General features: G+C 66.0%; 24 protein-coding genes. 7 read left to right on the top strand and 17 right to left on the bottom strand.

Annotated elements, in window-relative coordinates; genetic code table 11:
* Nucleotides 1-140 precede the first annotated feature (140 nt).
* Nucleotides 141-704 (top strand): HutD/Ves family protein, encoded by a 564-nt coding sequence (locus JHD80_RS02095; protein WP_199084716.1) that lies wholly within the window; start codon nt 141-143, stop codon nt 702-704.
* A gap of 123 nt (nt 705-827) precedes the next feature.
* On the opposite strand, the gene JHD80_RS02100 is transcribed toward JHD80_RS02095, so the two are convergent.
* The gene (locus JHD80_RS02100; RefSeq protein WP_199084717.1) at nt 828-1,907 is read right to left on the bottom strand and encodes a citrate synthase/methylcitrate synthase; all 1,080 of its coding nucleotides are present in this window, start codon (nt 1,905-1,907) and stop codon (nt 828-830) included.
* An 88-nt stretch (nt 1,908-1,995) separates the two neighbouring features.
* On the opposite strand from JHD80_RS02100, the gene JHD80_RS02105 reads away from it, so the two are divergent.
* On the top strand, nt 1,996-3,135 hold the full coding sequence (locus JHD80_RS02105) for a citrate synthase family protein (protein ID WP_199084718.1): 1,140 nt from the start codon (nt 1,996-1,998) through the stop codon (nt 3,133-3,135).
* An 84-nt stretch (nt 3,136-3,219) separates the two neighbouring features.
* Here the strand turns inward: JHD80_RS02105 and JHD80_RS02110 are convergent, their stop codons facing one another.
* From JHD80_RS02110 to JHD80_RS02130, 5 genes are all read right to left on the bottom strand, one after another.
* Entirely contained in the window at nt 3,220-4,440 is a 1,221-nt protein-coding gene (locus tag JHD80_RS02110) for an SAM-dependent methyltransferase (RefSeq protein WP_282568349.1), read from the bottom strand.
* A gap of 174 nt (nt 4,441-4,614) precedes the next feature.
* A complete protein-coding gene (locus JHD80_RS02115; protein WP_199084720.1) occupies nt 4,615-5,394 on the bottom strand; it encodes an ABC transporter ATP-binding protein in 780 nt (259 codons plus the stop codon).
* The gene (locus JHD80_RS02120) at nt 5,391-6,164 is read right to left on the bottom strand and encodes an ABC transporter permease (RefSeq protein WP_199084721.1); all 774 of its coding nucleotides are present in this window, start codon (nt 6,162-6,164) and stop codon (nt 5,391-5,393) included. Before JHD80_RS02120 ends, JHD80_RS02115 begins: the two co-directional genes overlap by 4 nt.
* The gene (locus JHD80_RS02125; RefSeq protein WP_199084722.1) at nt 6,161-6,697 is read right to left on the bottom strand and encodes a mismatch-specific DNA-glycosylase; all 537 of its coding nucleotides are present in this window, start codon (nt 6,695-6,697) and stop codon (nt 6,161-6,163) included. Before JHD80_RS02125 ends, JHD80_RS02120 begins: the two co-directional genes overlap by 4 nt.
* A 147-nt stretch (nt 6,698-6,844) precedes the next feature.
* Nucleotides 6,845-7,804 (bottom strand): ABC transporter substrate-binding protein, encoded by a 960-nt coding sequence (locus tag JHD80_RS02130; RefSeq protein WP_199084723.1) that lies wholly within the window; start codon nt 7,802-7,804, stop codon nt 6,845-6,847.
* A gap of 242 nt (nt 7,805-8,046) precedes the next feature.
* On the opposite strand from JHD80_RS02130, the gene JHD80_RS02135 reads away from it, so the two are divergent.
* Nucleotides 8,047-9,603 carry an acetolactate synthase large subunit gene (locus JHD80_RS02135; protein WP_199084724.1) on the top strand — a complete coding sequence of 519 codons (1,557 nt, stop codon included), beginning with the start codon at nt 8,047-8,049 and terminating at the stop codon, nt 9,601-9,603.
* Between the two features lie 184 nt (nt 9,604-9,787).
* Here JHD80_RS02135 and JHD80_RS02140 read toward each other — a convergent pair whose 3' ends face one another.
* From JHD80_RS02140 to JHD80_RS02160, 5 genes are all read right to left on the bottom strand, one after another.
* Nucleotides 9,788-10,831 (bottom strand): histone deacetylase family protein, encoded by a 1,044-nt coding sequence (locus JHD80_RS02140; protein ID WP_199084725.1) that lies wholly within the window; start codon nt 10,829-10,831, stop codon nt 9,788-9,790.
* A 127-nt stretch (nt 10,832-10,958) separates the two neighbouring features.
* On the bottom strand, nt 10,959-11,555 hold the full coding sequence (locus JHD80_RS02145; protein WP_199084726.1) for a TetR/AcrR family transcriptional regulator: 597 nt from the start codon (nt 11,553-11,555) through the stop codon (nt 10,959-10,961).
* 151 nt (nt 11,556-11,706) lie between these two features.
* Nucleotides 11,707-12,885: an acyl-CoA dehydrogenase family protein gene (locus JHD80_RS02150; RefSeq protein WP_199084727.1), complete on the bottom strand. Its 1,179-nt coding sequence runs from the start codon at nt 12,883-12,885 to the stop codon at nt 11,707-11,709.
* A gap of 99 nt (nt 12,886-12,984) precedes the next feature.
* Nucleotides 12,985-14,118, bottom strand: coding sequence for a GGDEF domain-containing protein (locus tag JHD80_RS02155; RefSeq protein WP_210339778.1), 1,134 nt, complete (start codon nt 14,116-14,118; stop codon nt 12,985-12,987).
* Between the two features lie 157 nt (nt 14,119-14,275).
* Nucleotides 14,276-14,560 (bottom strand): hypothetical protein, encoded by a 285-nt coding sequence (locus JHD80_RS02160; protein ID WP_199084729.1) that lies wholly within the window; start codon nt 14,558-14,560, stop codon nt 14,276-14,278.
* Nucleotides 14,561-14,819: 259 nt separating this feature from the next.
* On the opposite strand from JHD80_RS02160, the gene JHD80_RS02165 reads away from it, so the two are divergent.
* Nucleotides 14,820-15,998 carry a hypothetical protein gene (locus JHD80_RS02165; protein WP_199084730.1) on the top strand — a complete coding sequence of 393 codons (1,179 nt, stop codon included), beginning with the start codon at nt 14,820-14,822 and terminating at the stop codon, nt 15,996-15,998.
* Between the two features lie 11 nt (nt 15,999-16,009).
* Here JHD80_RS02165 and JHD80_RS02170 read toward each other — a convergent pair whose 3' ends face one another.
* The 6 genes from JHD80_RS02170 to JHD80_RS02195 all read right to left on the bottom strand — a co-directional run bounded on the left by JHD80_RS02170 (nt 16,010) and on the right by JHD80_RS02195 (nt 23,967).
* The gene (locus tag JHD80_RS02170) at nt 16,010-16,978 is read right to left on the bottom strand and encodes a succinylglutamate desuccinylase/aspartoacylase family protein (protein WP_199084731.1); all 969 of its coding nucleotides are present in this window, start codon (nt 16,976-16,978) and stop codon (nt 16,010-16,012) included.
* Between the two features lie 11 nt (nt 16,979-16,989).
* Complete coding sequence (locus tag JHD80_RS02175) at nt 16,990-17,811, bottom strand: ABC transporter permease (protein ID WP_199084732.1); 822 nt, start codon at nt 17,809-17,811, stop codon at nt 16,990-16,992.
* A 13-nt stretch (nt 17,812-17,824) separates the two neighbouring features.
* On the bottom strand, nt 17,825-18,760 hold the full coding sequence (locus JHD80_RS02180) for an ABC transporter permease (RefSeq protein ID WP_199084733.1): 936 nt from the start codon (nt 18,758-18,760) through the stop codon (nt 17,825-17,827).
* Nucleotides 18,761-19,019: 259 nt separating this feature from the next.
* The gene (locus tag JHD80_RS02185; protein ID WP_248311348.1) at nt 19,020-20,609 is read right to left on the bottom strand and encodes an ABC transporter substrate-binding protein; all 1,590 of its coding nucleotides are present in this window, start codon (nt 20,607-20,609) and stop codon (nt 19,020-19,022) included.
* 211 nt (nt 20,610-20,820) lie between these two features.
* A complete protein-coding gene (locus JHD80_RS02190) occupies nt 20,821-22,440 on the bottom strand; it encodes an amidohydrolase (protein WP_199084735.1) in 1,620 nt (539 codons plus the stop codon).
* Between the two features lie 45 nt (nt 22,441-22,485).
* The gene (locus tag JHD80_RS02195) at nt 22,486-23,967 is read right to left on the bottom strand and encodes a M81 family metallopeptidase (RefSeq protein ID WP_199084736.1); all 1,482 of its coding nucleotides are present in this window, start codon (nt 23,965-23,967) and stop codon (nt 22,486-22,488) included.
* 192 nt (nt 23,968-24,159) lie between these two features.
* On the opposite strand from JHD80_RS02195, the gene JHD80_RS02200 reads away from it, so the two are divergent.
* The 3 genes from JHD80_RS02200 to JHD80_RS02210 all read left to right on the top strand — a co-directional run bounded on the left by JHD80_RS02200 (nt 24,160) and on the right by JHD80_RS02210 (nt 25,707).
* Nucleotides 24,160-25,182 carry a DNA topoisomerase IB gene (locus JHD80_RS02200; protein ID WP_199084737.1) on the top strand — a complete coding sequence of 341 codons (1,023 nt, stop codon included), beginning with the start codon at nt 24,160-24,162 and terminating at the stop codon, nt 25,180-25,182.
* A 62-nt stretch (nt 25,183-25,244) separates the two neighbouring features.
* Complete coding sequence (locus JHD80_RS02205; protein ID WP_199084738.1) at nt 25,245-25,538, top strand: hypothetical protein; 294 nt, start codon at nt 25,245-25,247, stop codon at nt 25,536-25,538.
* 19 nt (nt 25,539-25,557) lie between these two features.
* Entirely contained in the window at nt 25,558-25,707 is a 150-nt protein-coding gene (locus tag JHD80_RS02210; RefSeq protein ID WP_199084739.1) for a hypothetical protein, read from the top strand.
* Nucleotides 25,708-25,803 lie beyond the last annotated feature (96 nt).

Consider the following 25,803-nt stretch of genomic DNA (forward strand, 5'->3'; position numbering starts at 1 on the left):
GCCCAAAGGGCGAACCCGGAAGCCACGACTGGGTGTGACGCCTTGACCAGGGCGGCCTCGCCCGGTCGTGGGTTCCGGGTTCTCCGCTGCGCGGAGCCCCGGAATGACAAGTGTTCCGCTTGAATTCGAAGGAGTCTGCCATGCGCATCATCCGCGCCGCCGATTGCAAGGTCATGCCGTGGAAGAACGGCGGCGGCACCACGACCGAAATCGCGGCGGCGCCTGAAGGCGCCTCGCTCGGCGATTTCGATTGGCGGATATCGATGGCCCATGTGGGCGCCGACGGACCGTTCTCGTCCTTTCCCGGCATCGACCGAACGCTGTCCGTGCTGACCGGCAATGGCATCCGGCTGGCCTTTGGCGATGGCGAGACGGTTTCGCTCGACCGCGCGACCGCACCGTTCTTCTTCGCCGCCGACCGGGCGGTGGACGGGGTGCTGGTCGATGGAGCGATCGACGACCTCAATGTGATGAGCCGCCGCGGGGCGTGGAGCCATAGCGTCGAGCGCCTGAGCGGCGGATCGCATGAGATCGCGGTTGAGCGTGGCGTGCTGGTCCTGGTGGCTCGGCATGGAGAGTGGCAGGTGAATGGAGCTGCTCTGGCGGCTGGAGATAGCGCTGTCTTAGAAGCGCCCGTCACCGCAAAGCTCGCTGCCCAGAATGGCGGCGAGCTGTTCGTCGTGAAGCTAACCTCACAAGCCTGAACTCCGTCATTCCGGCCAAGCCGCGCCAGCGGCGCAGAGCCGAAATCCATCGTAGAGCACATCGCCCTTCGATGGATTCCGGGTCTCCCTTTGGTCGCCCGGAATGACGCGCGAGTGGGCGGCTCAGGCCGCCTGGCGCGGCTGCGGGCCGACATAGACCGATTGCGGGCGGATCAGACGGCCGCCGGCGATCTGCTCCTTGGCATGGGCGAGCCAGCCCATCGTCCGGCCCAACGCGAAGACACAAGTGAAAGAGTCCGGCGTGAAACCGAGCGCCTCCAGCAGCAGCGCCGTGTAGAACTCGACATTGGTCTCCAGCGTCCGGTTGGGCTTGCGCTCGCGCAGGATGGCGAGCGCCGCCTGCTCCACCGCCTCGGCCAATGCGAGGCGCCCGCTATCGGCGCCGAGCCGGCGGATCGCGCCCTTCAACGCATCCGCGCGCGGATCGCGCACACGATAGATGCGGTGACCGAAGCCCATAAGGCGATCGCCGCGATCGAGCGCCGTCTCCAGCCAGTTCCGGGCATTGGCGGGCGAGCCGATCGCATCGAGCATCTCGATGACCGGGCCGGGCGCGCCGCCATGGAGCGGGCCTTTGAGCGCGCCGATGCCGGCGAGCACCGCCGAAACCAGCCCGGCGCGGGTCGAGGCGACAACGCGCGACGCGAAGGTCGAGGCGTTGAGGCCGTGATCGGCGACAGTCACCAGATAGGTGTCGAGCGCCGCCGCCTGCTGCTTCGTCGGCGCCTTGCCCGTCAGCATGCGCAATGTGTCGGCCGCCTGCGACAGCGACGGATCAGGCGCGATCGGCGCGAGACCTTGCCGCAGACGCAGGGACGCAGCCGTGAACACGGCCGGCGCCGCCAGCAGCCGCAGGACCGTGCCGGCATCCTCACCATCGGGAATCAGCGCTGTCATCGCGCGGATCATCTCGACCGGGGCGAGCGTGAGAGGGACGACAGCTTTCCGCACCACGGACTCGAACAGCTCCTGCCGCGCCGCGCCGAGCGCTGCGGCTAAGTCCTTCATGGCGGGCAGGTCCGGCACGAAGCCGTCAAGCATCAGCGCGGCCATCTCCTCGAAGGAGGTATGGCCCGCGAGCTCATCGAGGCTGTGGCCGCGCATCACCAGCCGGCCCGCCGCTCCATCGACTTCCGAGAGCACGGTATGGGCGGCAACGACATCTTCAAGGCCATCGGACATGGCGGTTCTCCTCAACATCTGAGGCCTTGAAGATTGATAGCCTCGCCGATAGAATCAATCTTGAACAATATAATCAATATATTTTCCCATGACCGACTGGCTGACAGCGCAACAGGTGATGCAGCGGCTCGGGCTGAAGCCGCAGACGCTCTACGCCTATGTCAGCCGCGGGCTGATCGAGGCGCGCGGCGATGCGGGCGACTCGCGCCGCCGGCTCTACCGGGCCGAGGATGTGGCGCGGCTGGAGCATCGCAAGGCGCGGGGGCGGAAACCGGCAGCCATCGCAGAGGATGCGATCGCCTTCGGCGAGCCGATCCTGGCCTCCGGCATCGCCACGATCCAGCGCGGCAAGCTCTGGTATCGCGGACAGGATGCCGAAAAGCTGGCCGAGACGGCGAAGCTGGAGGATGTCGCGCGGCTGCTCTGGGATTGCGGCTCGCAGCGCTTTCCGCCGCTATTCACGATCGTGCCGGAGGCGCCGGCCCGACAGCGCATGTTCGCGGTGATCGCCGCGCGCGCCGCCAGCGACCCCGCCATGGCCGGCCGCACCAAGAAGGCGCTCTATCTGGAAGCCGCCTCCGTCATCGACTCGCTCGTCGACGCCATCGCCGGGCGGCCGGGCCAGGGGCCGATCCATCACCGGCTGGCGCAGGCCTGGGGCTGCGACGAACGCGGTGCCGACCTGATCCGCCGCGCTCTGGTGCTGCTCGCCGACCATGAGCTCAACGCCTCGACCTTCGCGGTCAGGGTCGCGGCCTCGACACGCGCCTCGCTCGCGGCCTGCATCCTGGCCGGGCTCGCGACGCTGTCGGGACCGCTGCATGGCGGGATGACCCCGCGGGTGCTCGGGCTGATGCGCGAGATCGCCAGTGAGGGCGTCGAGATGGCGGTCTCTGCCCGGCTGGCGACCGGCATGCCCCTGCCCGGTTTCGGCCATCCGCTCTATCCGGACGGCGATGCGCGGGCACGGGCGCTACTCACGGCCTTCTCGCTACCACCGGCCTATGAGGAGACGCGCCGGGCTGTGACGGCGCTGACCGGCGAGGAGCCGAATATCGACTTCGTGCTGACGGCAATCGCGACTGAACTCGGGCTTGCGCCGGATGTGCCGTTCCAACTCTTCGCCGCGGCACGCTGCGCCGGCTGGATCGCGCATGCGCTGGAGCAAGGTGAGACCGGACGCCTGATCCGGCCTCGCGCCCGCTATGTCGGGCCGGAGCCGGCCTAGGCCGGCTCGAAGACTTTGTCATTCCGGGGCTTCGCGGAGCGAAGAACCCGGAATGACAAAGGTGGTGCTGTTAGAAGCCGCCATCTAAGCCGGCTCGGCGACCTTCGCTTGCGTCGCCTTCCGTCCAAGCTCGGCCTCACGCTCCGCGATATAGCCGCGCGTGATCGGCAGGCCGTCGAGCTTCTTGGCGAGCTGGAACTGGAACACCACCAGATCGTCATGTCGGAAGCTCGCCTCGCAGGCGGCGAGATAGAACTCCCACATCCGGGCGAAGCGCTCGTCATACATCGCCACCGCCTCGTCGCGCCGGGCGAGGAAGTTCTCGCGCCACACCTTCAGCGTCTCGGCATAATGCAAGCGCAGCACCTCGACATCGGTGATGACGAGCCCCTCCTGCTCGACCGCCGCTGCAACCTCCGACATGGCGGGGATATAGCCGCCCGGAAAGATGTATTTGGCGATGAAGGGATTGGTCGCGCCGGGCGGGGTCGAGCGGCCGATCGTATGGACCAGCGCGACGCCATCGTCGCTCAGCAATTCCCGGATCTTGCGGAAATAGTCGCGGTAATAGCCGACGCCGACATGCTCGAACATGCCGACCGAGACGATGCGGTCGAAGGGCTCGTTCAGGTGGCGGTAATCCTGCAGGCGGAATTCGACCGGCAGGCCGGATTCGGCGCCACGCTGCCGGGCGATGGCGAGTTGCTCCTCGGAAAGCGTGATACCGGTGACCGAGGCGCCGGTCTCGCCGGCGATCGAGAGCGCCATGCCGCCCCAGCCGCAGCCGATATCGAGCACGCGCTGGCCGGGCTTGAGATCGAGCTTACCCATGATGTGGCGCTTCTTGGCGACCTGTGCTTCGGCCAGCGTCATATCGGGCTCTGCAAAATAGGCGCAGGAATACTGCATGTCCGGATCGAGGAAGAGCCGGAAGAAGTCGCTCTTGAGATCGTAGTGATGCGCGACATTGCGCCGGGCGAGCGCTGGCGTGTTGTGCTGGTGAAAGCGGCGCACCGCGGTGCGCAGCCCCTCCAGGACCTTGCCCCAGCCCTTAGGGCGGGCGCGGTGCACGGCGGCGACGAGCGCATCGAGCAGGTCGTAGAGCGAGCCCTGCTCGACCACGACGCGGCCGTCCATCACGGCCTCGCCGAGGGCGAGCTCGGGATTGAGCGCGAGTTTCAGTTCCGTCGGCGAATCCACGATGCGCATGCGCAATCGGGGCGCGGCGCCCTGCCCGACGGATTGCAATGTCCCGTCGGGAAATACGACATCGATACGTGGCTCGATCGCGAGCCGAGACAACATTCTGGCGATCAGCGAATGCATTGGCCCTACCTTCGGCAGCGCCCCTTTCGCTCAAGATGGCAATTTGCCACGCAGCCGTAACGGCCTTTAAGCGCAAGGCAGCCCTTCGCCTGCGACATGACAACGCAGGCAAGGTCACCCGGTTCCGCTACGGAAGCATGGCGGGCCGTCCGGTTAGTGATCCGCCGCGATCACCTCCGCGCGTATCTCCTCGACCAGCCGCTCCTTCAGGGCGACGAATTCCGGGGTCGTCTTGATGGTGTAGGGCCGCGGATGCGGCAGATCCACCGCGATATCGGCCTTGATCCGCCCCGGGCGCTTGCTCATCACCACGACTCGAGAGCCGACGAAGATCGCCTCTTCGATGTCATGGGTGACGAAGAGCACGGTCTTCTGCTCGCGCTCCCAGATGCCGAGCAGCATTTCCTGCATCAGGGCGCGGGTCTGGTTGTCGAGCGCGCCGAAGGGCTCGTCAAGCAAGAGGATTTTCGGGTCGTTGGCCAGCGCGCGGGCGATCGCCGTGCGCTGCTGCATGCCGCCGGAAAGCTGTTTCGGAAAATGGTCGACGAAGCTGCCCAGACCGACGCGCACCGCCCAGTCCCGCGCGATCTTCAGGCGCTCGGCTTCGGCCAAGCCCTTCTCGCGCAGGCCAAAGGCGATGTTCTGCTGCACCGTCAGCCAAGGAAAGAGCGTGTAGCTCTGGAAGACGAAGCCGCGATCGGCGCCTGGCCCCACGACGGCAGAGCCGTCGAGCAGAACGCGCCCCTCGCTCGCCGTCTCCAGCCCGCCGATGATGCGCAGCAAGGTCGACTTGCCGCAGCCGGAGGGGCCGAGGATGGTGATGAAGTCGTTGTCGGCGACAGTGAGCGAGGTCGGCATCAGGGCGCGCGTCGGCTCAGCCCCGCGCTGCCCTGCGAAGACCTTGCCGACATTCTCGATGACAAGCTTGCTCATGCGCGCGCCCACGGAAACAGGCGCTGGTTGACCGCCTTGAAGAGGAAATCGGAGACGAGGCCGATCAGGCCGATGACGATGATGCCGAAGATGATCTGCCCGGTGTTCAGCAGCGCCTGGCTGTCGGTGATCATGTGCCCAATGCCGGAGGACGAACCGATCAGCTCGGCGACGATGACATAGGTCCAGGCCCAGCCGAGGACGAGGCGGAAGATTTCGGCGATCTCGGGCGCGGCGTTCGGCAGCATCACGCGGCGCACCACGGAGCTGTCGGTCGCGCCCAGCGTGTAGGCGGCGTCGACGAGGTCGCGCCGGATCGAGCCGACCGAGACCGCAATCATCAGGATGAGCTGGAAGACCGAGCCGATGAAGATGACGAGCAGCTTCTGCGTCTCGCCGATGCCGGCCCAGAGGATCAGCAGCGGGATGAAGGCCGAGGCTGGCAGATAGCGCGCGAAGGAGACGAAGGGCTCCAGGAAGGCCTCGACCGGCTTGTAGGCGCCCATCAGGATGCCGATCGGCAGGGCGACCATGACGGCGATGACGAAGCCGCCGACGACGCGCCAGATCGTCATCAGAATGTCGAAGCTGAAGCCGTAGCGGACCATCAGGTTGTAGCCTTCGCCGACCATGGTCAGCGGATCGGCCAGGAAGAGGCGCTGGACATAGCCGCCGAAGGTCGCGACCGACCAGAGCGCGACGAAGAGCGCGAAGAAGGCCAGGCCATAGCCGATACGGGCCGAGGCCGAGACGGGTTGCAAGGGTCTCATCGCGATTGGATTCCGGTCATGGCCATGGCCAGTTGCTTCCAGGGTTCGATCGACCAGAAGCCGGCGGCGGCGCCGGAGGTCGAGGGCAGGATGTAGATGTCGGCGTCGGCCAGTCTGTGCGCCTGCGGCCCGTAGGCGAGCCGGCCCTCGCGGATGCCGAGAGCGGCCTGCGCCGCACGCTTGCCGTTGAAGGCGAGGATGCGGGGCCGATTCGCAGCGATCCGCTCGACGAAGCCGGCCACGTCGAAATGGTCGCCGCGCAGCGCGGAATCCGGGCCCGAGCTGCGCTTGGCGACATCGGTCAGGCCGATGCCGTAGCGCAGGATGGTCCGGAACTCCTCCGGCCGAAGCCTCTCCGGTACAAGCCCGATCTCATGAAGCACCGGCCAGAACTTGTTGCCCGGCCCGGCATAATAGGCGCCGAGCCTGGCCGAGGCGGCGCCGGCCTGCGTGCCGCAGAAAACGACATGCAGGCCGGGCTCCAGAACATCCGGGAGGATGTCGCCGTTTACGCGATCAAGATCCGCTGTCATCCCGCAGCCTTCATCCTGAGGAGCCGCGAAGCGGCGTCTCGAAGGATGCTCCAGATGGTTCCCGAACCTCCTGAAACATCCTTCGAGACGGCCCTTGCGGGCCTCCTCAGGATGAGGACTTGCGGAGATCTCAAGCAGCCCCGGGCCTCACTTGCCGGCGACGAAGCGCGTATCGACCAGCGAAGCGAAATCAGGCTTCGTCTTGATCAGGCCGACCTCCAGCAGCACATCGGCCGCCTTGGCGTTGAAGGCCTGCCACTCGCCTGAGAAGAAGGTCTTGTTGCCCTCGGCATCCGACCAGCGCAGATAGCCGGCCGACTTGCCGAACTGCTCGCCGGTCTGCTTCACGTCGGCGCCCATGATCTCATAGGCCTTGGCCTGCTCCGCCTTGATCATGGCGAGCGCATCGAAATAGCTCTTGGTCAGCGCAGCCGCCGCCTTCTCGTCGACGAGGAAGGCGGGCGTGCAGCCGAACGTGTCCATCACCATCGGATAGTCGAGCGTGGTGGCGATGATCTTGCCGGCATCCGGCTTCTCGCGCACCGTCGAGAGATAGGGCTCATAGGTCAGCGCCGCGTCGTTCTGGCCGGCGATGAAGGCCTGCGCAGCCGGGCCGGGCTCCATGTTGACGACCTTGACGTCCTTCACCGAGAGGCCGTTCTCCTTGAGCATCCAGGCCAGGGCGAAATAGGGCGAGGTGCCGGGCGCGGAAGCCGCAACGGTCTTGCCCTTCAGATCCTTGATCGAGGCGATGTCCTTGCGCACGACCATGCCGTCGGCGCCGTAGCTCTTGTCGAGCTGGAAGATCTGCTTGGTCTTGATGCCGGCGGCATCCCAGACCAGCCAGGTCTCGACCGTGGTCGCGGCGCACTGGACGTCGCCCGAGGCGATGGCGAGGTGGCGGTCCTTCTGCGGGATCTTCTTGATGGTGACGTCGAGACCATTCTTGGCGAAGATGCCGGCTTCCTTGGCCAGCACCAGCGGCGCGAAGCCTGTCCAGCCGGAAATGCCGATATTGACCTTGGTCTGCGCCTGGGCGCCGCCTGCCGCGAGAAGCGCCGCAAGGCCAAAACCGACCGCCGCGCCGGTGCGCTTGAAAACTGCCATGATTGAAACCCTTCCCCTGCTTTTGGGCTGACGCCTCACTGCGACGCCTAGACGTCATTCGTGCTGCGATGCAACCTTCGTTCCAAGACAACCTAATTGCATATGCAAACACGTCAAGCGGCCGATCAGCGCCGCTTGGGGAAGTCATGACATTCTCTCGTTTGACAGGGCAGAGGGAATTTCCTCCTCTTCCGCCCGCCGGCGCGTAGACGCCCTTATTTCTTTCGAGTCGAGGTTTTCCAATGAACGGCGCCGACCGCCTTTGCGACACGCTTCTGATCAACGGCGTCGATACCTGCTTCGCCAATCCCGGAACCTCCGAGATGCATTTCGTCGCGGCGCTCGACCGCAAGCCGGAGATGCGCTGCGTGCTCGGCCTGTTCGAGGGCGTGGTGACCGGTGCGGCCGACGGCTATGCCCGCATGGCCGACAAGCCGGCGGCGACGCTGCTGCATTGCGGCCCCGGCATGGCGAACGCGCTCGCCAACATGCACAATGCCCGGCGCGCCCGCACGCCGATGATCAATGTCGTCGGCGATCACGCGACCTATCACCTCCAGCATGACGCGCCGCTGACCAGCGATATCGAGAGCCTGGCCGAGCCGATGTCGCATTTCGTCCGCCGCATCGCGACGCCGGAGGATGTCGGCCCGGCGATCGGCGAAGCCTATGTCGCCTCGCTGACCCTACCCGGCGTCACCACCGTGATCCTGCCGGCGGACTGCGCCTGGGGCAGCGTCGAGCCCGCCACGCTGAAGCCGACCGAGTTGCCGGCGCTGAAGAACGTCGATGGCGCGACGATCCGCGAGGTCGCGGCCGGCCTGCGCAAGCACGGCAAGCGCGGCGCGATCATGCTGACCGGCCTCGCGCTCCGCGAAAAGCCGATGGAGATGGCCGCCCGCATCTGCGCCGTGACCGGCGCCCAGATCTTCAGCCAGATGTCGAACGGGCGCATCCAGCGCGGCGCCGGCCGCGTCGCCATGCCCAAGGTGTTCTATCCGATCGACAAGGCGCTCGAGCAGCTCAAGGACGTCGATTATCTCGTGCTTGTCGGCGCGCAGGTTCCGGTCGGCTTCTTCGCCTATCCCGGCAAGCCCGGCCGCCTGATCCATGACGGCTGCGAGGTCGCCAAGCTCGCGATCTCCGGCGACGACCTGCCGGCCGCGATCACCGCGCTCGCCGAGGAGATGGGCGCGACCAAGACGGCGCCGCTCTACATCGCCCCGGCGCGCAAGGAGCAGCCCGGCCTGCCGACCGGCAAGCTCGATGCCGACAAGGCCTGCGCCATCGTCTCGGCCCTGCTGCCGGAGAACTGCATCGTCTGCGACGAGTCGGTCTCGTCCGGCCGCAGCTTTTACTACGACTGCCACAGCGCGCCGCAGCACGACTATATCCAGCTCACCGGCGGCGCGATCGGCGAAGGCATTCCGCTCGCCATCGGCGCCGCCGTCGCCTGCCCCGACCGCAAGGTCATCGGCATGCAAGCCGACGGTTCGGGCATGTACACGGTGCAGGGCCTGTGGACGCAGGCGCGTGAGAACCTCGACATCGTCACCGTCGTCTTCGCCAACCGGACCTACCAGATCCTGCATGGCGAGATGCGCGCCGTCGGCGTCAACGATTTCGGCCGCAACGCCACGCTGATGCTGAACATCGACGAGCCGGCGCTGGACTGGGTGATGATGGCCAAGGGCATGGGCGTCGAAGCGGCGCGGGCCACAACCGCCGAGGAGTTCACCAGCCTGTTCAAGGCGGCGCTGAGCCGGAAGGGGCCGTTCCTGATCGAAGCGGCGATCTGAGCTGCATCGAGCAGCACTGAAGGGCGTCATCCCGCACGCGCCGCGGCACGTCAGTGCTGCGGCGCAGATGCGGGATCATTCCCCGGAAAGGCGCCTTCTCGTCGCGCGGTCCCGTGTCTGCGCAGCGGCATTTCATGCCGCAGCGCGCACGGGATGACAGCGGTAATCCCAGAAAAGACAGGCGCTACTTGAACCCGCCCAGGAACGCGTCGAGGCAATCGCCGATCGCCTCCATGGCGTATCCGCCCTCCTGCACCACCAGCGTCGGCAGGTCGAAACCCTTCACCTGCCGACCGATCGTGCCGAAGTCCGAAGCCTCCAGCTTCAAGACGCCGATCGGGTCGTCCTTGTGGGCATCGTAGCCGAGCGCGATCACCACGACCTCGGCGCCGAAATTGCGGATCGCCTTGCCGGCCTCGGCGACGGCGGCCTCCATCGCGGCGCCGCCGGCACCATGCGCCAGCGGCAGGTTGAGGTTGAAGCCCTCGCCAGGGCCGTTGCCGCGCTCGTCGGCATAGCCGGTGAAGAACGGGTAGTAGTTGGCTGGGTCGGCATGGACCGAAATCGTCAGCACGTCGTTGCGGCGATAGAAGATCTGCTGCGTGCCGTCGCCGTGATGGGCATCGACGTCGAGGATTGCAACCTTGCCGAATTTCGAGCGCAGGCGCTGGGCCGCGATCGCGGTGTTGTTGAGATAGCAGAAGCCGGTGGCGCGATCGGCGCGGGCATGGTGGCCGGACGGGCGGCAGAGCGAGTAGACGGCGCGCTCGCCGGCCAGAATCGCATCGGCTGCGGAGACCGCCGTCTCCGACGAGCGCAACGTCGAGTGCCAGCAATGCTCGCCGATCGGCACCGAGAGATCACCGAGATACCAGCCGAGCTGGCCGATGAAGCCGGTCGGGCGGCAAGGCGGGCGGACATCCTCGTCCGGGCGCCCGCTCCAATACGGGAAGGTGCTCGGCCAGACCTCCGGGCCGCGCTCGGCCGGCAGGTCCTGCCAGTGCGCCCAGGCGGTTTCGAGGAATGTGACGAAGCCGGAATCGTGGATCGCCAGGACCGGCTCCTTGCCATGCGCCGCCGGCTTCTCCGGCGCGATACCGTGTTTCCCGAGCGCGCCAAGCAGGCGCTCCGTCCGCTCCGGCAGGTCCTTGGGGGCCACGACCTTGCCGAAGCGCATGTACTGCTGGGGATCGTGAAGGGCTTGGTCGGGGTGATAGAAGGCGCGCATCAGGCGAAGAATCCTCGTCAGATCGCGAGGCGACCGTCAGCCCCGCGCCGGGGATGCTAGCAATCGCCGGAGCATCGGTCAGCCATGGCGATGCCGCCCGCCCCTGCGTGGAAGGCGGGACTACCGGTCAATGCGGCGAGAGCAGCGCCACGAATTCGCGCGCCAGCGCGTCGATCGCATGGCGCTCCGGCCGGTACCAATCGGTCGAGCCGTTGAGCGCGCCGAGGAGGAAGAGCCTGAGCACATCCGGCGAATTGCCGGCCGGCATGCCGCCAGCTTCCTGCCATTCGGCGATCAGGCGGCGCCAGACATCCTCATAGGCGCGGCGCACGGCCCGCACGCTTTCCGGCACCGGCGCCGCACCGAAGGTGAAGACCTTGATGCTGGCCGAGGTGTAATCGCCATGGCCGTGCAGGGCGCAGAGATGCGCGCGGATCGCCGCCTCCAGCCGCACGCGCGGCGAGGCATCCTCCTCCGCGGCGAGCGCAGCGACGACCGCCTCATGGACGAAGCGCACGCCATCGTTGACGACCGCCTCGACGATCTCCTCCTTCGAGCCAAAATGGTAATAGAGGCTCGCCTTGCGGATGCCGACCGCCTCGGCGATCTCGCGCAAGGTGGTCTGGTGGTAGCCGCCGCCGCGCAGCAGCCGCGCGGCATGGTCGAGGATCAGCCGGCGCGAGCCGCCTTCGGCGGCTGGCCGGGTGGTTGGCGCGTCATTCATAGAGTGTCATCCCGTGCGCGCTGCGGCGCGCAGTGCCGCTGCGCAGACACGGGACCGCGTGACGAGAAGGCGCCTTCTCCGGGAGACGGTCCCGTGTCTGCGCAGCAGCGTTTCACGCTGCGGCGCGCACGGGATGACAGGCGCCTCTGGTTCACAGCCGCTTCGCCACTTCCTCGAGCATCACCTCGGTCGCGCCGCCGCCGATCGCCTGGACGCGGGCGTCGCGGGTCATGCGCTCGATCGCGCTTTCGCGCATGTAGCCCATGCCGCCATGGAACTGCAGGCAATCGTACATCACTTCGTTGACCAGCTCGCCGCAATAGGCCTTGGCCATCGAGACCTCGCGGGTGGCGTCGAAGCCCTGCGCATCGAGCCAAGCGGCGTGATAGACGAGCTGGCGCCCGGCCTCGACCTTACCCGCAAGCTCGGCCAGACGCTGGCGGATCGCCTGCTTCTCCCAGAGTGGCGCGCCGAAGGCTTTTCGGGTCTTCACATAGTCCAGCGTGAAATCGATCGCGGCCTGCGCCTCGCCCATCGCCATGGCGCCGATCACGGTGCGCTCGTTCTGGAAATTGCTCATGATCGCGTAGAAGCCGCGCCCCTCCTGCCCGAGCAGGTTCTCGGCCGGCACCTTGCAATCGACGAAGGAGAGCTCGGCCGTATCGGACGAGCGCCAGCCATGCTTGTCGAGCGCGCGCGAGACCGAGAAGCCCGGCGTGCCCTTCTCGACGACGAAGATCGAGACCGATTGCGAGGGCCGCCCCTGCGGGTCGGTCTTGGCGGCGACGCAGTAGAGATCCGCATGGACGCCGTTGGTGATGAACATCTTGGCGCCGTTGAGGACGTAATGGTCGCCCTCGCGCCGCGCCGTGGTGCGGATGCCCTTCACGTCCGAGCCCGCATCAGGCTCGGTGACGGCGACCGCGACGATCTTCTCGCCGGCGATGATGCCGGGCAGGTATTTGTCCTTCTGCGCCTGATTGCCGGCATTGGCGATATGGACCGAGGCCATGTCGGTATGGACCAGCGCGGTGATCGCGACGCCGGAGAAGGTCGAGCGGCCCAGTTCCTCGGCCAGCACGACGGTCGCCATCATATCCATCTCGGAACCGCCGTAGTCGGCGGGATAGCGGATGCCGAAGAAGCCGAGCTCGCCCATCCTGCGCAGCACGGCGCGCGGGACGAAACCATCCTCCTCCCATTGCAGGGCATGCGGCTTGATCTCGGTCTCGACGAAGCGGCGGACCTGGTCGCGCAGCGCCTCATGCTCCTCGGTGAAGTAAGGCGAACGGCGCGCGCCCTCCGCGACAAGCTTTCCGCCTGATGACATCGCCTTCTCCCGTTCCTGCATCGCATCACCGCGCAGCTACCTGCCGGACGGTAGGTGAACGAGATGCCAAGATCAAGCTAACGGCATTCCCAGGCGATGTCAGGCAACGTCATCCCAATGCGCGACCATGCTGCGGCCCTTGCCGGCGCGCTTGGCGCCATAGAGCGCCTGGTCGGCGGCGCGCGTGAGCACCTCGACCGTCCAATGCCCGGCATCCTGCTCCGACTTGACGGAGACCCCGACGCTGGCGCCGACCGAGACCAGTTGACCAGCCAGCATGAACGGCGCCTTGACGACCGAGACCGCCCGTTCGGCAACCTCCGAGAGCGCGACCGCATCGGCAACGCCGCGCACGACAAGAGCGAACTCGTCGCCGCCGAGCCGCGCCACGCTGTCGCCGGGGCGGACGACGCCCTTCAGCCGCATCGCGACCTGTTGCAGCAGCTCGTCGCCGGCCTGGTGGCCATGGCGATCGTTGATCAGCTTAAAGCCGTCGAGATCGAGCAGCAGGAGGCCGAGCGCCTCGCCGCTCTCGCCGGCCTCGCGCAGCACACGGTCGAGCCCCCGGCGATTCACGAGCCCGGTCAACGGGTCGTGGCTCGCGGCGAAGTCGAGCTCCCGACGCACCATCAGCAACTCCTCGAACTGGCCGATGATGTGATCGGAACTCTCGTAGATCGAATAGAGATAGACGAGGAGAAGCACGCTGAGCGCCTGATAGAGCGGATCGCCCGAGACGAGGAAGGCGACGACCAGCGTACCGATCGCGATCGTCGAGAGCACGGCGCAGATCCAGTAGCGCAAGGTGCGCAGATAGGATCCGGCCGTCAGCGCCATGGTCAGTCCGAGGCTGAGCACGAAGCCGCCGGCATGGTCCACGGCCGCGGCGGTCAGAGTCAGCGCGGCGATAACGAGCGTGAAGGCGAAGGCGGTATAGGCGTAGCCCGCCTCCCAGCGCCGGGCCTCGGCAAGCGTGAGCTTGCGCGCGGGGTCGCGCCGCTTGAAGCCGACGATATTGGCGATGCGCGCCAACGTCGTCGCGACGCCGGCTGCCGTCAGCCACCAGAAGACCGCCTCGCCCGTCTGCACGGCCATGATGGCGGAGCCGACGATCAGCCCGGCCGCGATGCAGAGAATCTGAGGCAGGGCCGCGAAGAGACGCGAGATGATCTCGATCTCGATATCCGCGGGCAACTGCGCGGCGCGTTTGCGGGGCCTCATCAGCAGATGCATGGCGCATGGCTCTACGCGCGAGGCTCTAAGAACCCGTCAGCCCGATCCCGGGCATTTTAGGGATCGCCCGGCGCGATGCGATCCCTACGCAAAAAAGAGGGGCCGGCGCGTGCCAGCCCCATTCCAAGTTTCATGTGGGGATGTCGGAAACGCGGCGTCAGTTGCAGCCGCAGCCATGGCCGAGACCGCCAAGCAGGCCGCCGACGAGGCCGTTCTTGCTGACGATCGCCTTCACCGGCGCGACGATGCCGATCTTGTTGCCGTTGGCGATGCCGTTGCCGCTAAGGACGCTGACATTGTTGAGCGCATTGATCTTGACGCCCGACACCGCGGTGGTCACCGGGGCGACGATACCGCCGATCAGCGAGCCGCCACGCCCACCGGCCATGGCCGGAGAAACGGCGAAAGCTGCAACCGTAGCGAGAACAATCACGTATTTCATCTTGCTTCTCCCTGTCTTCGCCTCCGGGCCGGAAGCGACAACACTCGTATAAGTTGCAACAACTAGATAAGACAACTTTGTCTCCACATTAACCATACCGGGTAAAGTTAACCCGCATCTCGGGACATACTTACAGCAACTCGGCGAATTCAATACGCAGCGAACTGAATAACACAAACTGCAATTTACAGTAATAATTAAGATATTTCCAATTCATTAACCAATATCATCGCATGATCACGACAGAATTGGTGAGACTATGGCGGTAGCGACGCGCATCATCATCCTTTCAGCCCTAGCCCTGCATTCGCCATCTGCGCTGGCGACCGAGGCATCCGGCGAAGAGAGGGAAAGCTCGATCGCCGTCATCGGGCTTCGCGGCGGCTTCGACAGCAATCCGGCCGGCATCCAGGGCGCAAAGGGCACTCCCGTCGTCACGACCTATGCAACCTGGGATTATCTTCACGGTACGTTGCAGGACGGCTACGGGCTGAACCTCTCGCTGGTCGAGACGCAGTACGACCCGCGCGCGCTCGCCTCGGCCCGCGCCCATTCGCTGACGCTGAAGCACGGTTTCAGCCTGGGCGATGCGAGCGCGCTCCAATCCTCCTTGTCAGTCAATAACGAGCAGAGCTGGTCGCGCCGGAAGAGCAGCCTGGCCTGGCGCGAGCGCCTCGACCATGGCATCGGCCCGTTCCGCCTCTTTGCCAGCGGGGAGGCGCGCCTCACCGCACTGAACGAGCGCAATGTCTTCAATCTCGGCGACTTCCTGCCACGCGACGAAAATTTCGGCACGCTCGGGCTGACGGCCGGCGCGGCCTGGCGCTCGGGCGAGACCGAGATCGGCCTCTCCTTCAGCGCCTCGCGCGTCCATTACATCGAAGGCGTCGACTATCTCGGCTTCCGGCGCGACCATAACCGGCTGCAGCCCAACCTGTTCTTCTCGACGGTGCTGGGCGGGGCCGCGATCGAAGGCTCGCTGTCGCCGTTCCGGGCCTATTTCCCGGAGAAGGAATTCGATGCGGTCGAGAGCCTGCTCTACACGGCAAAGCTGCGCCTGCCCTATGAGCGCTTCACGCTCGATCTCGGCTCGGCCCGCACGGTGGAGGACACCACCCTACCTTTCTCCGTCATCAATGTGACGACGGCGCATGAGGCGAAGCTGACGGCCCGGATCGACGACGACAATGCCATCAGCCTTTCCGCTCGCCGCAAGACCGACGATTATGTCGGGCTCGATGCCCGCTCGGACCAGAAGGGCATCGGCATTGATTACCAGCGCAGCTTAAGCAAGGGCTTCACCGCCACGGCCTCCGGCGCCTGGCGCAAGACCAAGGAGACCGGGCTCACGCCGGTGACCTCGTTCAGCGTCATGCTCGGCCTGCAGAAGCAGCTCGACTTGAGCCGCATCGGCAAGCCGGAGAAGAGCGGCGGGTAGACCGCTCCGCCTCAATAGCGGCGCGTGCTCTCCGTCCCGAGATAGCAGATGCCTTCGCCGGGCTTGGCCTTGGGATTGGGGAAGATGATGAAGCCGTCGCGCGGCATCGCCACGACCGTGCCATCCGCGCGGCGGGCAATCGGCGTGCCCTTGGCGACGCGGTCGCCAGTCTTCCAAGTGCCCTCGACGCGGTCGCCCTCGGCCTCGCAGATGACGAGATCGTCCATGTGGACGACGACGCGCTTTTCGGGAGCCGGTGGCGCCTCGTCGGTCAGCCCGAGATGGGCCAGCACGTTGCGGATCGCCTTGTAGCCGACATCGACGGAGGCCGGGTCCTCGTGGCGGCCGCATTCGAGCGTCACGCCATAGCCACCGGCGAAGCGCATGAATTCCGTCGTGCCGAAGCCTTCGGTGACGGCGAGCCGCGGCAGGTTCAGTCGCTCGCGCGCCGCGATCAGCCGGACATAGATGTCGAGCCAGCCATGGATCATCAGGTCGACGCCGAGGCAGGCGGCGAAGGCGGCCTCGGCCGCGCCATGGCGGAAGGGTTCGAGCGTGCCGCGATTGTCGTCCGGGCCGAAGAAGACGAAGGGCACGCCCTCCCCGGTGAAGGAGTGGACGTCGAGCAGCATGTCGTGCTGGCGCAGGATGGCGGAGAGGCGGTTGCCGATCCGGTCCTCGTTGTCCTCTGGCTGCGGCCGCTCGCGCAGGTCGCGATTGAGGTTGCGGTCACCCTCGCGGGTGTTCTGCCTGTAGGCCTTGGGATTGGCGACGGGCAGGAAGGTGACCTCGCCACGCTGGACCACGACGCGGCCGGCGCGGCAATCCTCGATCACGCGGGCGATGGCGTTCGGGCCGCAGGTCTCGTTGCCGTGGACGGCGCCGGAAACGAGGAGCTTCGGCCCCGCCTTCAACCCGTGGAAGCGAATGGTTTCGAGCGGCGGATCGATCAGGTCTTCGGGCGTTTCTTGGGTCGTCATCGGTCTGTCTGTCAGGCTTTGCGAAGCTGGGAGTGAGGGTCGAGAATGTCGCGCAGGCCGTCACCCAGCAGGTTGAGGCCGAGCACGGTGAGGAAGATCGCAAGCCCGGGGAAGATCGAGATCCAGGGCGCGGTTGAGATCTGGTCGCGCGCATCGGAGAGCATCGAGCCCCAGCTCGGGAAGGGCGGGCGGATGCCGAGGCCGAGGAAGGAGAGCGAGGCCTCCGCCAGCACGGCGCCGCCCATGCCGAGCGTGCCGATGACGATGATCGGGCCGGCGATATTGGGCAGGATCTGCGTCAGCATGATGCGGAAGGTGCCATAGCCGAGCGAGCGCGCCGCCTCGACATAGCCGAGTTGCTTGACCGAGAGCGTCGCGGCACGGGTCAGGCGACAGGTGAAGGACCAGTTGGTCAGCCCGAGCGCGATCAGCAAGCTGGTCAGGCCGGGATTGAGGATCGCCATGATCGCCAGCGCGAAGACCAGCGAGGGAATGGCGAGCATCATGTTGGTGAGGCCGTTGACGAAATCGTCCCACCAGCCGCCCCAATAGGCGGCCGAGAGGCCGAGCGCCACGCCGATGCAGGTGTTGATCAATTGCGAGACGATGCCGACCGTCAGCGAGATGCGCGCGCCGTAGAGCACGCGGCTATAGATGTCGCGGCCCTGCGCATCGGTGCCGAACCAGAATTCCGAGCCCGGCGGGATCTCGGCGTTCATGAGGTTGGCGTCCATGACCGGGTCGGTATGGGCAAGCCAGGGCGCGAAGATGCCGCCGGCGACGACGAGCGCGAAGCAGGCGCCGCCGATCCAGAGATTGGCACGGAACTTCATGGGCGCGTGCCTCTCAGCTGTACTTGATGCGTGGATCGACGATCGCGCAGAGCACGTCGACGGCGATGTTCACGACGAGGAAGAAGAGCACGATCGTCAGGATGCAGCCCTGCACCACCGGGATGTCGCGCCAGGTGACGCTGTCGACCAGAAGCGAGCCGAGGCCCGGCCAGGCGAAGAGCTTCTCGACGACCACAGCCTGGCCGAGCACCGAGCCGAATTGCAGGCCAAGCGTGGTCAGGATGATGACGAGCGCGTTGCGGGCGACATGCCAGCGCATGACGCGATAGCCGCTCGCGCCCTTGGCGCGCGCGGTCCGGACGAAATCGGCATGCATGATCTCGAGCACAGCTGCGCGCGAGGTGCGCGCCAGCAAGGCCAGCGGCGAGACGCCGAGCGCGATCGCCGGCAGCACGATGTAGCGCGGATTGCCGTCACCATAGCCGAAGCTGGGGAACCAGCCGAGCGTGAGCGCAAAGCCGTACATCAGGAGCAGGCCGAGCCAGAACATCGGCAGCGACAGGCCCGAGACCGCGAAGACCATCGAGAGCATATCGACCCAACTGCCTGGCTTCAGCGCCGCGAAGAAGCCGAGCGGCACGCCGATGACGATGGCGAAGAGCATGGCAGCCAGCGCGAGCTGAAGGCTCGGCCAGAGCCGCTCGCCGATCAGGTGGGTCACCGGCTGGCGGGTGCGGAAGGAATCGCCGAGGTCGAAGGTCGCGAGGCCGCCGACATATTTGGCGAAGCGCAGCGGCAGCGGGTCGTTCAGCCCGAACTGCTCGTTCATGCGCGCGATCGTCGCGGCGTCGATATTGCTGCGCCCGTCGGCCATCTGGCTGGTGGCGAAATTGCCGGGGATGACACTGAACATCACGAAGATCAGCGCCGCGACCGCCAGCAGGATCGGTATCGCCTGCAGCAGGCGGCGCAAGACATAGGGCAACATGGCGAGAACTCCTGACCGCCGCTGTGCGGGGGCGCCGTTCGATCCCGGCAGACGCCGAAAAAGCGGATCAAACCCGACCCATGACACATGGTGACCGCGGAAAACCGGATCGACATTCCGGGCTTGACCCGGAATCCATCGCAGAGCGCGACGCCCTTCGATGGATTCAGGATCAGCGCCGCTGACGCGGCTTGTCCGGAATGACGGAGATGCTTCCGCCATCCGGGCCGGTAGCCCGGATGGCAAGATTCAACCGCGCTTACTTCGCCGCGGGCGAGGAAGCGTCGACCCAGAGGTCCTCGTAGCGCTGCAGCGCTAGCTCGGTCGCGTTCGGCTGCAGGCCGTGCAGCCAGGGCTGATAGGCCAGGACCGCCTTGTTGTAGTTGAAGAACCAGACCGGGGCTTCTTCCTGCAGCAGGTTGTTGGCCTTCTTCAGCAGGTCGAGCTGCTTGGCGGCATCGGTCTCGGCCGAAGCGTCGTCGATCAGCTTGTCGAAGGCCGCGTTCTTGAAGGTGGTATAGTTGCAGGACGAACGCGGCGTCGACGAGTGGAAGCATTTCAGCGCCGTCAGCGAGTCGGGGCCCGAGGTGTTCGACCAGATATAGGACTGGAAGTCACCGCCGACGACGACGCCGCCGAGCGCCGAGGTCTCGACCGGCTTGACCTTCACCTTGATGCCGACCTTGGCGAGCATCGGGATCGTCGCCTCGACGATCGGAACGCCCCAGCTCTCGTTCGGAGTGGCCGTCCATTCGAACTCGAAGCCGTCGGGATAGCCGGCCTCGGCCAGGAGCTTCTTGGCCTTCTCGGGATCGAAGGCGTAGGGCTTGGCGTCCTTGTCGAAAGCCGGCGAGGAGAGCGGCAGCCAGCTCACCGCGCGATAGGCCTTGTCGCGGACGAGGCGCTTGATGATCAGCTCACTGTCGATCGCATAGTTGATCGCCTGGCGGACGCGCTTGTCGGAGAAGGGCTTGAAGGACGGGTTCATGCCCATGTTGCGGGTGAAGACCTCGGCGACTTCGAGGATGCCCTTCGAGAGGTTCGCGTCGGCCTTGTAAGCGACATACTGGGTCGAGCCCAGGATCGAGACGTCGATCTCCTTGTTGCGGAAGGCGACGTCGCGCGCCGCAGCCTCGCCCATCGGCGAGATCACCAGCTTGTCGGCATAGGGCTTGCCGGCCTGGTAGTATTTCTCCCAGCGCTCGAAGACCATGCGCGAGCCGGGGACGTGCTCGACGAACTTGAACGGGCCGAGGCCGATCGGCTTGTTGAAGAAGTCCGGCGCCTGCGCCTCCTTGGCCGGCATGATCGCCGTGGTCGCGCTGAACAGGAAATAGCCGGGATCGGCCTTGTCGGTCAGCGTCATCTCCAGGGTGTAATCGTCGATCTTCTTGAGACCGGAGATTTCCTTGGCCTGGCCCTTCTGGACATCGGTCGCGCCGACGACGCGGGCGATATAGCGCGCGCCGGGATAGTTTTTCGCGCCGTCCATCAGGCGGGTATAGGACCAGATGATGTCGTCGGCCGTCATCTTGCGGCCGTTATGGAAGAGCGCGTCGTCGCGCAGCTTGTAGGTATAGGTCTTGCCGTCGGGCGAGACCGTCACGCTCTTGGCGAGGTCGAGCGCCGGCTTGCCGGCCTGCGCATCCCATTTGTAGAGCATGCTGTGCAGCGCATAGCCGTAGATCTCGTCCTGGATCTGGTTCGAGACGTGGCTGTCATTGCTGACGAAGGACGCGCCATAGGGCGCCGTGAAGCGGATCGTCCCGCCGCGGCGCGGCTCCTGGGCCTGCGCCGAGATGGTAAAGGCCGCCAGCGTCAGCGCGGTCGCAAAGGCCAATTTCTTCAACAACACGATCATTCCTCCCGTTTATCCGCTCCGGCTGATCCGGAGTTGTTTGCTTTCAAGTGAAACCATAACGGCTTTGCCGCGCTTGTCTTCCCCCACGCCGTCAAATCTCCGGAGCAGCTCCGCAATTCAGAAGGGCGCGGGTCTGCTCCGAATTTTTTTCGCATTTTCTTCACGAAAACCGATCGTCTCCGCTCGAAAATGCCCTCGCTCAAGCCCGCTCGTAGACGACTTCGCCACCGAGGATGGTGAGATCGCAGCTTGTGTCCTTGAGGATATCGGCCGGCGCGGCGGTGAGCAGGTCGCGCGAGAACACAGCGACATCGGCCAGGAAGCCCGGCGCGAGCTTGCCCTTCACCTTTTCCTGCTTCTGGGAGAAGGCGCCGAACTCGGTATAGGCCTGCAGCGCTTCCTCGATCGAGACGCGCTGGGCCGCATCCATCACCGTGCCCTTCCAGGTCTCGCGCGTCAGCATGGTGTGGAAGTTCGGGAAGGGGTTGGGGTCGCAGACCGGCGCGTCGCTGCCCGTCGCCGGCTTCAGGCCGAGGTCGAACCAGGTGCGGAACGGATAGCTCGGCAGAGCACGCTCGGGGCCCAGTACCTTCACATAGGCATCGCCGAAATCATGGATGAAGACCTGCTGCGGGCAGGGATAGATGCCGGCCTTGACCATGCGCTCGTGCTGGGCCGGGGTAGAGAAGCCGCAATGCTCGATGCGGTGGCGCCGGTCCGGATCGGGATAGGCGGCGAGCGCCTTCTCATAGGCCGTGATCAACTGCTCGATCGCGGCATCGCCGATGGCGTGGCAGGCGAGCTGATAGCCCTTCTTGTGGGCGTCGAGCACCATGCGTTCGAGCTCGGCATCCTCCCACATCCAGACGCCGGTGGTCTTGTCCTCGCCGAGATAGGGCTCGGTCATCCAGGCGGTGCGGCCACCGGCCGAGCCGTCCAGGAAGAGCTTGACCGCGCCGATCATCAGCATCTCGTCGCCGGTGCCGGAGATCAGGCCGGCGTCGTAGCAATCAGGCACGATCGAGCGGCCATCGTCACCCAGCAGCGTCAGCCAGGTGCGGACCGGCAGGCGCCCGTCGCGCTTGGCCCGATGATAGGCCGCGATCTCGCGGAAACCGCCCTTCTGGCCGACGGCAGCATCCATGCAACTGGTGATGCCGAGCGAGAGCAGATACTGCCCGCCTCGCTCGATGCCGGCGATGATGTCTTCTTCCGTCGCGGCGGGAATCGCCGCCTGGACCGGCGCGCGTGCGTTCTCGGCAAGCAGTCCGGTGAGCCGCCCGTTCTGCTGTTCGATCAGGCCGCCCTGCGGCGTCGGCGATTGCTCGTCGATGCCGCCGAGGCGCAGCGCCTCCGAGTTGCAGATCGCGATATGGCCGCAGGCGCGCACCAGCATCACCGGATTGTTCGGCGCCGCGCGGTCGAGCTCCTCGCGATAGGGATGGCGGCCGGTGTCGAGCTTGGTCTGGTCGTAGCCGCGCGAGAGGATCCATTCGCCGGGCTTGGACTGGGCGGCGCGGGCTGCGATCGCGCCGAGCAGCGCTTCGAGCGTCGGCGCGGCCTCCGGCTTGGAATCGACCCAGCCCATGGTCATGCCGAGCGAGACCAGATGCAGATGCGAGTCGTTGAGGCCCGGCGTCGCCAGCCGGCCCTTGAGATCGATGACGCGGGTCTTCGGCCCGATCAGCGGCTTGATCTCGGCATCGCTGCCGGCTGCCAGCACTTTGTCGCGGAAGATCGCCAGCGCCTCGACGACGCCCTCCTCGCGCCCGCACCAGATCGGCCCGTTGCGCAATACGATATCGGCCTGAATCGCCATGGTGTTCTCCTCAAGTCCAGTCGTCGCGGCTCCTGAGAGCGGCGGTCAGATATCGTCGAGCGGGAAGATCGGGCGGCGCACCTTCTTGTAGGGCCGCTCCTTGAAATTGCGCGTCGAGAGCGCGCCGGTATCGACCTCCAGTACCTCGCGCGCGATCGGCTCGAAGGCGGCGCGGAAATGCTGCATCGACTTGACGATCACCGTCGATTTCCGGGTCGGGTCGACGCCGAGCGAGGTGAACTGCGCGAGGTCCGTCGCCTGGCCGTTATGGGTGATGACGATGATCTCGACATCGTCGACGCGCAGCAGGGCCGAGAGCCCGTAATTGCGCCAGACGCCGCCGGCCATCGGGCCATGGCAGAGGAAATAACCGTCCGTTATGGCGACGACATGGGCGTCGAGATCGAGCGGGCCGCCGCCCATGCTCGGATCGACCTTGCCTCCGAGCTTGATCCGGCCGCGCTTGCCGACGCCGATCGCCTGCGCGGCGAGCACGGCCTCGGGGTCGTTGATCGCGTGGAAGCCGACATTCTTCAATCCGGCATCGAGCACCGCGCGCAGCAGGTTGGTCGCATCGCCATAGGCGCCGGAGCCGGGATTGTCTGAATAGTCCGAGATCACGACCGGCTTGTAGCCGGGCTTGCCCGTATCGGCCTCGCCGGCCTTGGCGCGGGCCATGGCCTCGGCCAGCGGCGTGAAATGGATCGAGGAGAAGCGGCGCTGCTCCCAGGCATAGTCCATCAGCTCTTCGGCGATCGTCTGAGCCTTGCCGCGATCATCGGCGGTAACTGCGATCGAGGGGCCGATATCGTGGACGTCGGCCGAGGAGAAGCCAGCCTGGACACTGACGACGAGCGCATCGCCGGAGGCTTCCAGCACATCGCCACGGCGCAGCAATTCGAGGAAGGGCGGCGAGGTCGTGCGCCCGCCATCGAGCGCGTAGAGGATCGGGCGCCGGGCGAGCGCGACCTTGGGCTTGATCTCGCCCTTCATCGCGCGCTGCAGCAGTTCGGCCGCCTGCCAGGTCCGCTCGTATTGGTCGATATGGGGATAGGTGCGGTAGGAGATCAGCGCATTGGCATTGTCGGCCATGAGCTGCGTGACCGTGGCGTGCAGATCGAGCACCGCGACGACGGGAACATCAGGTCCGATGCGCTTGCGCAGGCGCGCCAACAATTCGCCCTCGCCGTCATCCGAGCTTTCCGTCGCCATGGCGCCGTGGAGATGCAGCAGCACGCCGTCGACGCCCGAGGCGGCATCGACGATCTGGCCGGCGAAGAGGTCGAAGGCGTGGTCGGTGACGCGGCCGGACGGGTTGGCACCGGTCACCAGCGGGTGGACAAGGCTCCAGCCGAATTTGTCTTCTGCCTCGAACGCTGCACCCATCGAAGTGCGCGTGCCACGGAAGGCGCCGGGGATCTCGTTGTCCCTGAAAGCGCCATGCGCCCTGAAGGTAGCTTCGTCCGTGAGCTGAACACTGAAGGTGTTCGTCTCATGCATGAACTCGGCGATCAAAACGCGCGGCACTATCGTCTCCCCAAATAAATCGTTCAATTTTTTTGACAGTTTGGGCGAGCCACCTGTGATCTGGCCACTGATTTTCGCGCATACGTCCCCAGAAGCCGGCGCGCTTGTCGAAGCGTGGTGAATATGCTCGACTGAACGGAACCAATTGGACGATGGCGCCGTTTTCGCAGCGGACCCCTGCGAGCGCCGCCCATGCCGGTTTCCTCCGACGCTAAACGCCCTTCCTCGACGACGCGACTGCGCCGCGTTTCGTCAGACGAACTCACGATCCGCCGCATCCGCCACGGCCGCTCCTTCGGCTATCGCGATGCGGAAGGCCGCAAGATCAGCGACGAGGAGACGCTGGCCCGCATTCGCTCGCTGGCGATCCCGCCGGCCTATCAGGACGTCCGTATCGCAGCCGATCCGCGGGCTCATCTGCAGGCGATCGGCCATGACGAGGCCGGCCGCATCCAGCATCGCTACCATCCCGATTGGGAGAAGGTGCGCGAGCGGCGCAAGCTCAAGCGGCTCGCCCGCCTGATCGAAGCCCTGCCGAAGCTGCGCGCCCGCATCGCTGCCGACGTCAAGGCGCGAACGCTATCACGCGACAAGGCGCTGGCCTGCGCCGCCGCCATCATCGACCGCGGCCATCTGCGCGTCGGCAACGAAACCTATGCCAGGAAGAATGGCAGCCACGGCACCTCGACCCTGCTCAAACGCCATGTCTCGCTGACGGGCACGCGGGTCGCGCTGCATTTCCGCGGCAAGAGCGGCAAGGAGATTTCCTGCGTGATCGACGATGCGCCGCTGGCGCGTGCGATCGCGCGGATCACCACCCTGCCCGGCCGGCGCCTGCTGCAACATCGGAGCGAAGACGGCTCCGTCGCGCCAATCCATGCGTCCGAGATCAACGCCTATCTCAAACGCGCCTGCGGCTTGCCGGTCAGCAGCAAGGACCTGCGCATGCTCGCCGCCAATGCAGCCGCAGCCGAACTGCTGCTCGCCGGCGAGGCGGTGGCGAGCGAAGCCGGACGCAAGCGCCAGCTCGCCGATATCATGCGCTCGATCTCGGAGAAGCTGGTCAACACGCCGGCCGTCGTCCGAAAGAGCTATGTCCACGCGATCGTCATCGACGCCTATGCCAGCGGCCGCCTGCAGAAGACCTATGCGAAGGCGCGCGCCAAGCCCGGCTGTTCGCGCATCGAGCGCGCGCTTGGGCTGCTGGCAGCCTGACATCGCGGGAACAATGCCGCCGCTGAGAGCTTGCTCCTGAAACCCTTCAAAGGAGAGCCGCTATGGCCCAGATCGACAAAAAGAGCGAAAATCCCGCACGGCTCGAAGACGTGCCCACGCCTATCGATGCCAGCCAGAGCGTCCTCGACGCCGACCTCGCCGAGAGCCGTCGCGTCAGCGACCGCACCAATGTCCATGATGCCGGCAGCGACGCCAACGACACGCCGGACGGGCTGACGGAATCGGAAGAGGCCGTGCGGCAGGCAGCCGAGGACGTGCCGGTGGGCCGGCCGCTGCGCGGCAACACCGAGTCGATCCCGGTTTTCGATCGCGGCTCGCTGCCGCCGAAGATCTGAGCCCGGGGAAGGCAGCCCGATGACTGGCGATTGGGGCTTCGTCGTCTGGATCCTGCTGATCGGCGTTCCGATCGGGATCGTACTGTCGACTATGTGGGCGCGCTCGCGCGATGCGGGAGGCGCCATGCTCGACAAGCCTGGTGCCGACGATCCGCGCGATCCCATCTAGCCGCGGGCGGAGCCGTCGCTGCCCGGCCGACCCACTGCCGTCGCGCAACACATTCCCATTGTTCGGCTTTTCCTTTTTCGACTTTTATCCGGGAAC

It is taken from the genome of Allobosea sp. ASV33 (assembly GCF_016428755.1).
Lineage (GTDB): Bacteria > Pseudomonadota > Alphaproteobacteria > Rhizobiales > Beijerinckiaceae > Allobosea.

What these genes read in the sequence shown, in the direction of transcription:
- JHD80_RS02095 (WP_199084716.1), top strand. Translation starts at nt 141, where the DNA reads ATGCGCATCATCCGCGCCGCCGATTGCAAGGTCATGCCGTGGAAGAAC.
- JHD80_RS02100 (WP_199084717.1), bottom strand. Translation starts at nt 1,907, where the DNA reads ATGTCCGATGGCCTTGAAGATGTCGTTGCCGCCCATACCGTGCTCTCG.
- JHD80_RS02105 (WP_199084718.1), top strand. Translation starts at nt 1,996, where the DNA reads ATGACCGACTGGCTGACAGCGCAACAGGTGATGCAGCGGCTCGGGCTG.
- JHD80_RS02110 (WP_282568349.1), bottom strand. Translation starts at nt 4,440, where the DNA reads ATGTTGTCTCGGCTCGCGATCGAGCCACGTATCGATGTCGTATTTCCC.
- JHD80_RS02115 (WP_199084720.1), bottom strand. Translation starts at nt 5,394, where the DNA reads ATGAGCAAGCTTGTCATCGAGAATGTCGGCAAGGTCTTCGCAGGGCAG.
- JHD80_RS02120 (WP_199084721.1), bottom strand. Translation starts at nt 6,164, where the DNA reads ATGAGACCCTTGCAACCCGTCTCGGCCTCGGCCCGTATCGGCTATGGC.
- JHD80_RS02125 (WP_199084722.1), bottom strand. Translation starts at nt 6,697, where the DNA reads ATGACAGCGGATCTTGATCGCGTAAACGGCGACATCCTCCCGGATGTT.
- JHD80_RS02130 (WP_199084723.1), bottom strand. Translation starts at nt 7,804, where the DNA reads ATGGCAGTTTTCAAGCGCACCGGCGCGGCGGTCGGTTTTGGCCTTGCG.
- JHD80_RS02135 (WP_199084724.1), top strand. Translation starts at nt 8,047, where the DNA reads ATGAACGGCGCCGACCGCCTTTGCGACACGCTTCTGATCAACGGCGTC.
- JHD80_RS02140 (WP_199084725.1), bottom strand. Translation starts at nt 10,831, where the DNA reads ATGCGCGCCTTCTATCACCCCGACCAAGCCCTTCACGATCCCCAGCAG.
- JHD80_RS02145 (WP_199084726.1), bottom strand. Translation starts at nt 11,555, where the DNA reads ATGAATGACGCGCCAACCACCCGGCCAGCCGCCGAAGGCGGCTCGCGC.
- JHD80_RS02150 (WP_199084727.1), bottom strand. Translation starts at nt 12,885, where the DNA reads ATGTCATCAGGCGGAAAGCTTGTCGCGGAGGGCGCGCGCCGTTCGCCT.
- JHD80_RS02155 (WP_210339778.1), bottom strand. Translation starts at nt 14,118, where the DNA reads ATGCATCTGCTGATGAGGCCCCGCAAACGCGCCGCGCAGTTGCCCGCG.
- JHD80_RS02160 (WP_199084729.1), bottom strand. Translation starts at nt 14,560, where the DNA reads ATGAAATACGTGATTGTTCTCGCTACGGTTGCAGCTTTCGCCGTTTCT.
- JHD80_RS02165 (WP_199084730.1), top strand. Translation starts at nt 14,820, where the DNA reads ATGGCGGTAGCGACGCGCATCATCATCCTTTCAGCCCTAGCCCTGCAT.
- JHD80_RS02170 (WP_199084731.1), bottom strand. Translation starts at nt 16,978, where the DNA reads ATGACGACCCAAGAAACGCCCGAAGACCTGATCGATCCGCCGCTCGAA.
- JHD80_RS02175 (WP_199084732.1), bottom strand. Translation starts at nt 17,811, where the DNA reads ATGAAGTTCCGTGCCAATCTCTGGATCGGCGGCGCCTGCTTCGCGCTC.
- JHD80_RS02180 (WP_199084733.1), bottom strand. Translation starts at nt 18,760, where the DNA reads ATGTTGCCCTATGTCTTGCGCCGCCTGCTGCAGGCGATACCGATCCTG.
- JHD80_RS02190 (WP_199084735.1), bottom strand. Translation starts at nt 22,440, where the DNA reads ATGGCGATTCAGGCCGATATCGTATTGCGCAACGGGCCGATCTGGTGC.
- JHD80_RS02200 (WP_199084737.1), top strand. Translation starts at nt 24,160, where the DNA reads ATGCCGGTTTCCTCCGACGCTAAACGCCCTTCCTCGACGACGCGACTG.
- JHD80_RS02205 (WP_199084738.1), top strand. Translation starts at nt 25,245, where the DNA reads ATGGCCCAGATCGACAAAAAGAGCGAAAATCCCGCACGGCTCGAAGAC.
- JHD80_RS02210 (WP_199084739.1), top strand. Translation starts at nt 25,558, where the DNA reads ATGACTGGCGATTGGGGCTTCGTCGTCTGGATCCTGCTGATCGGCGTT.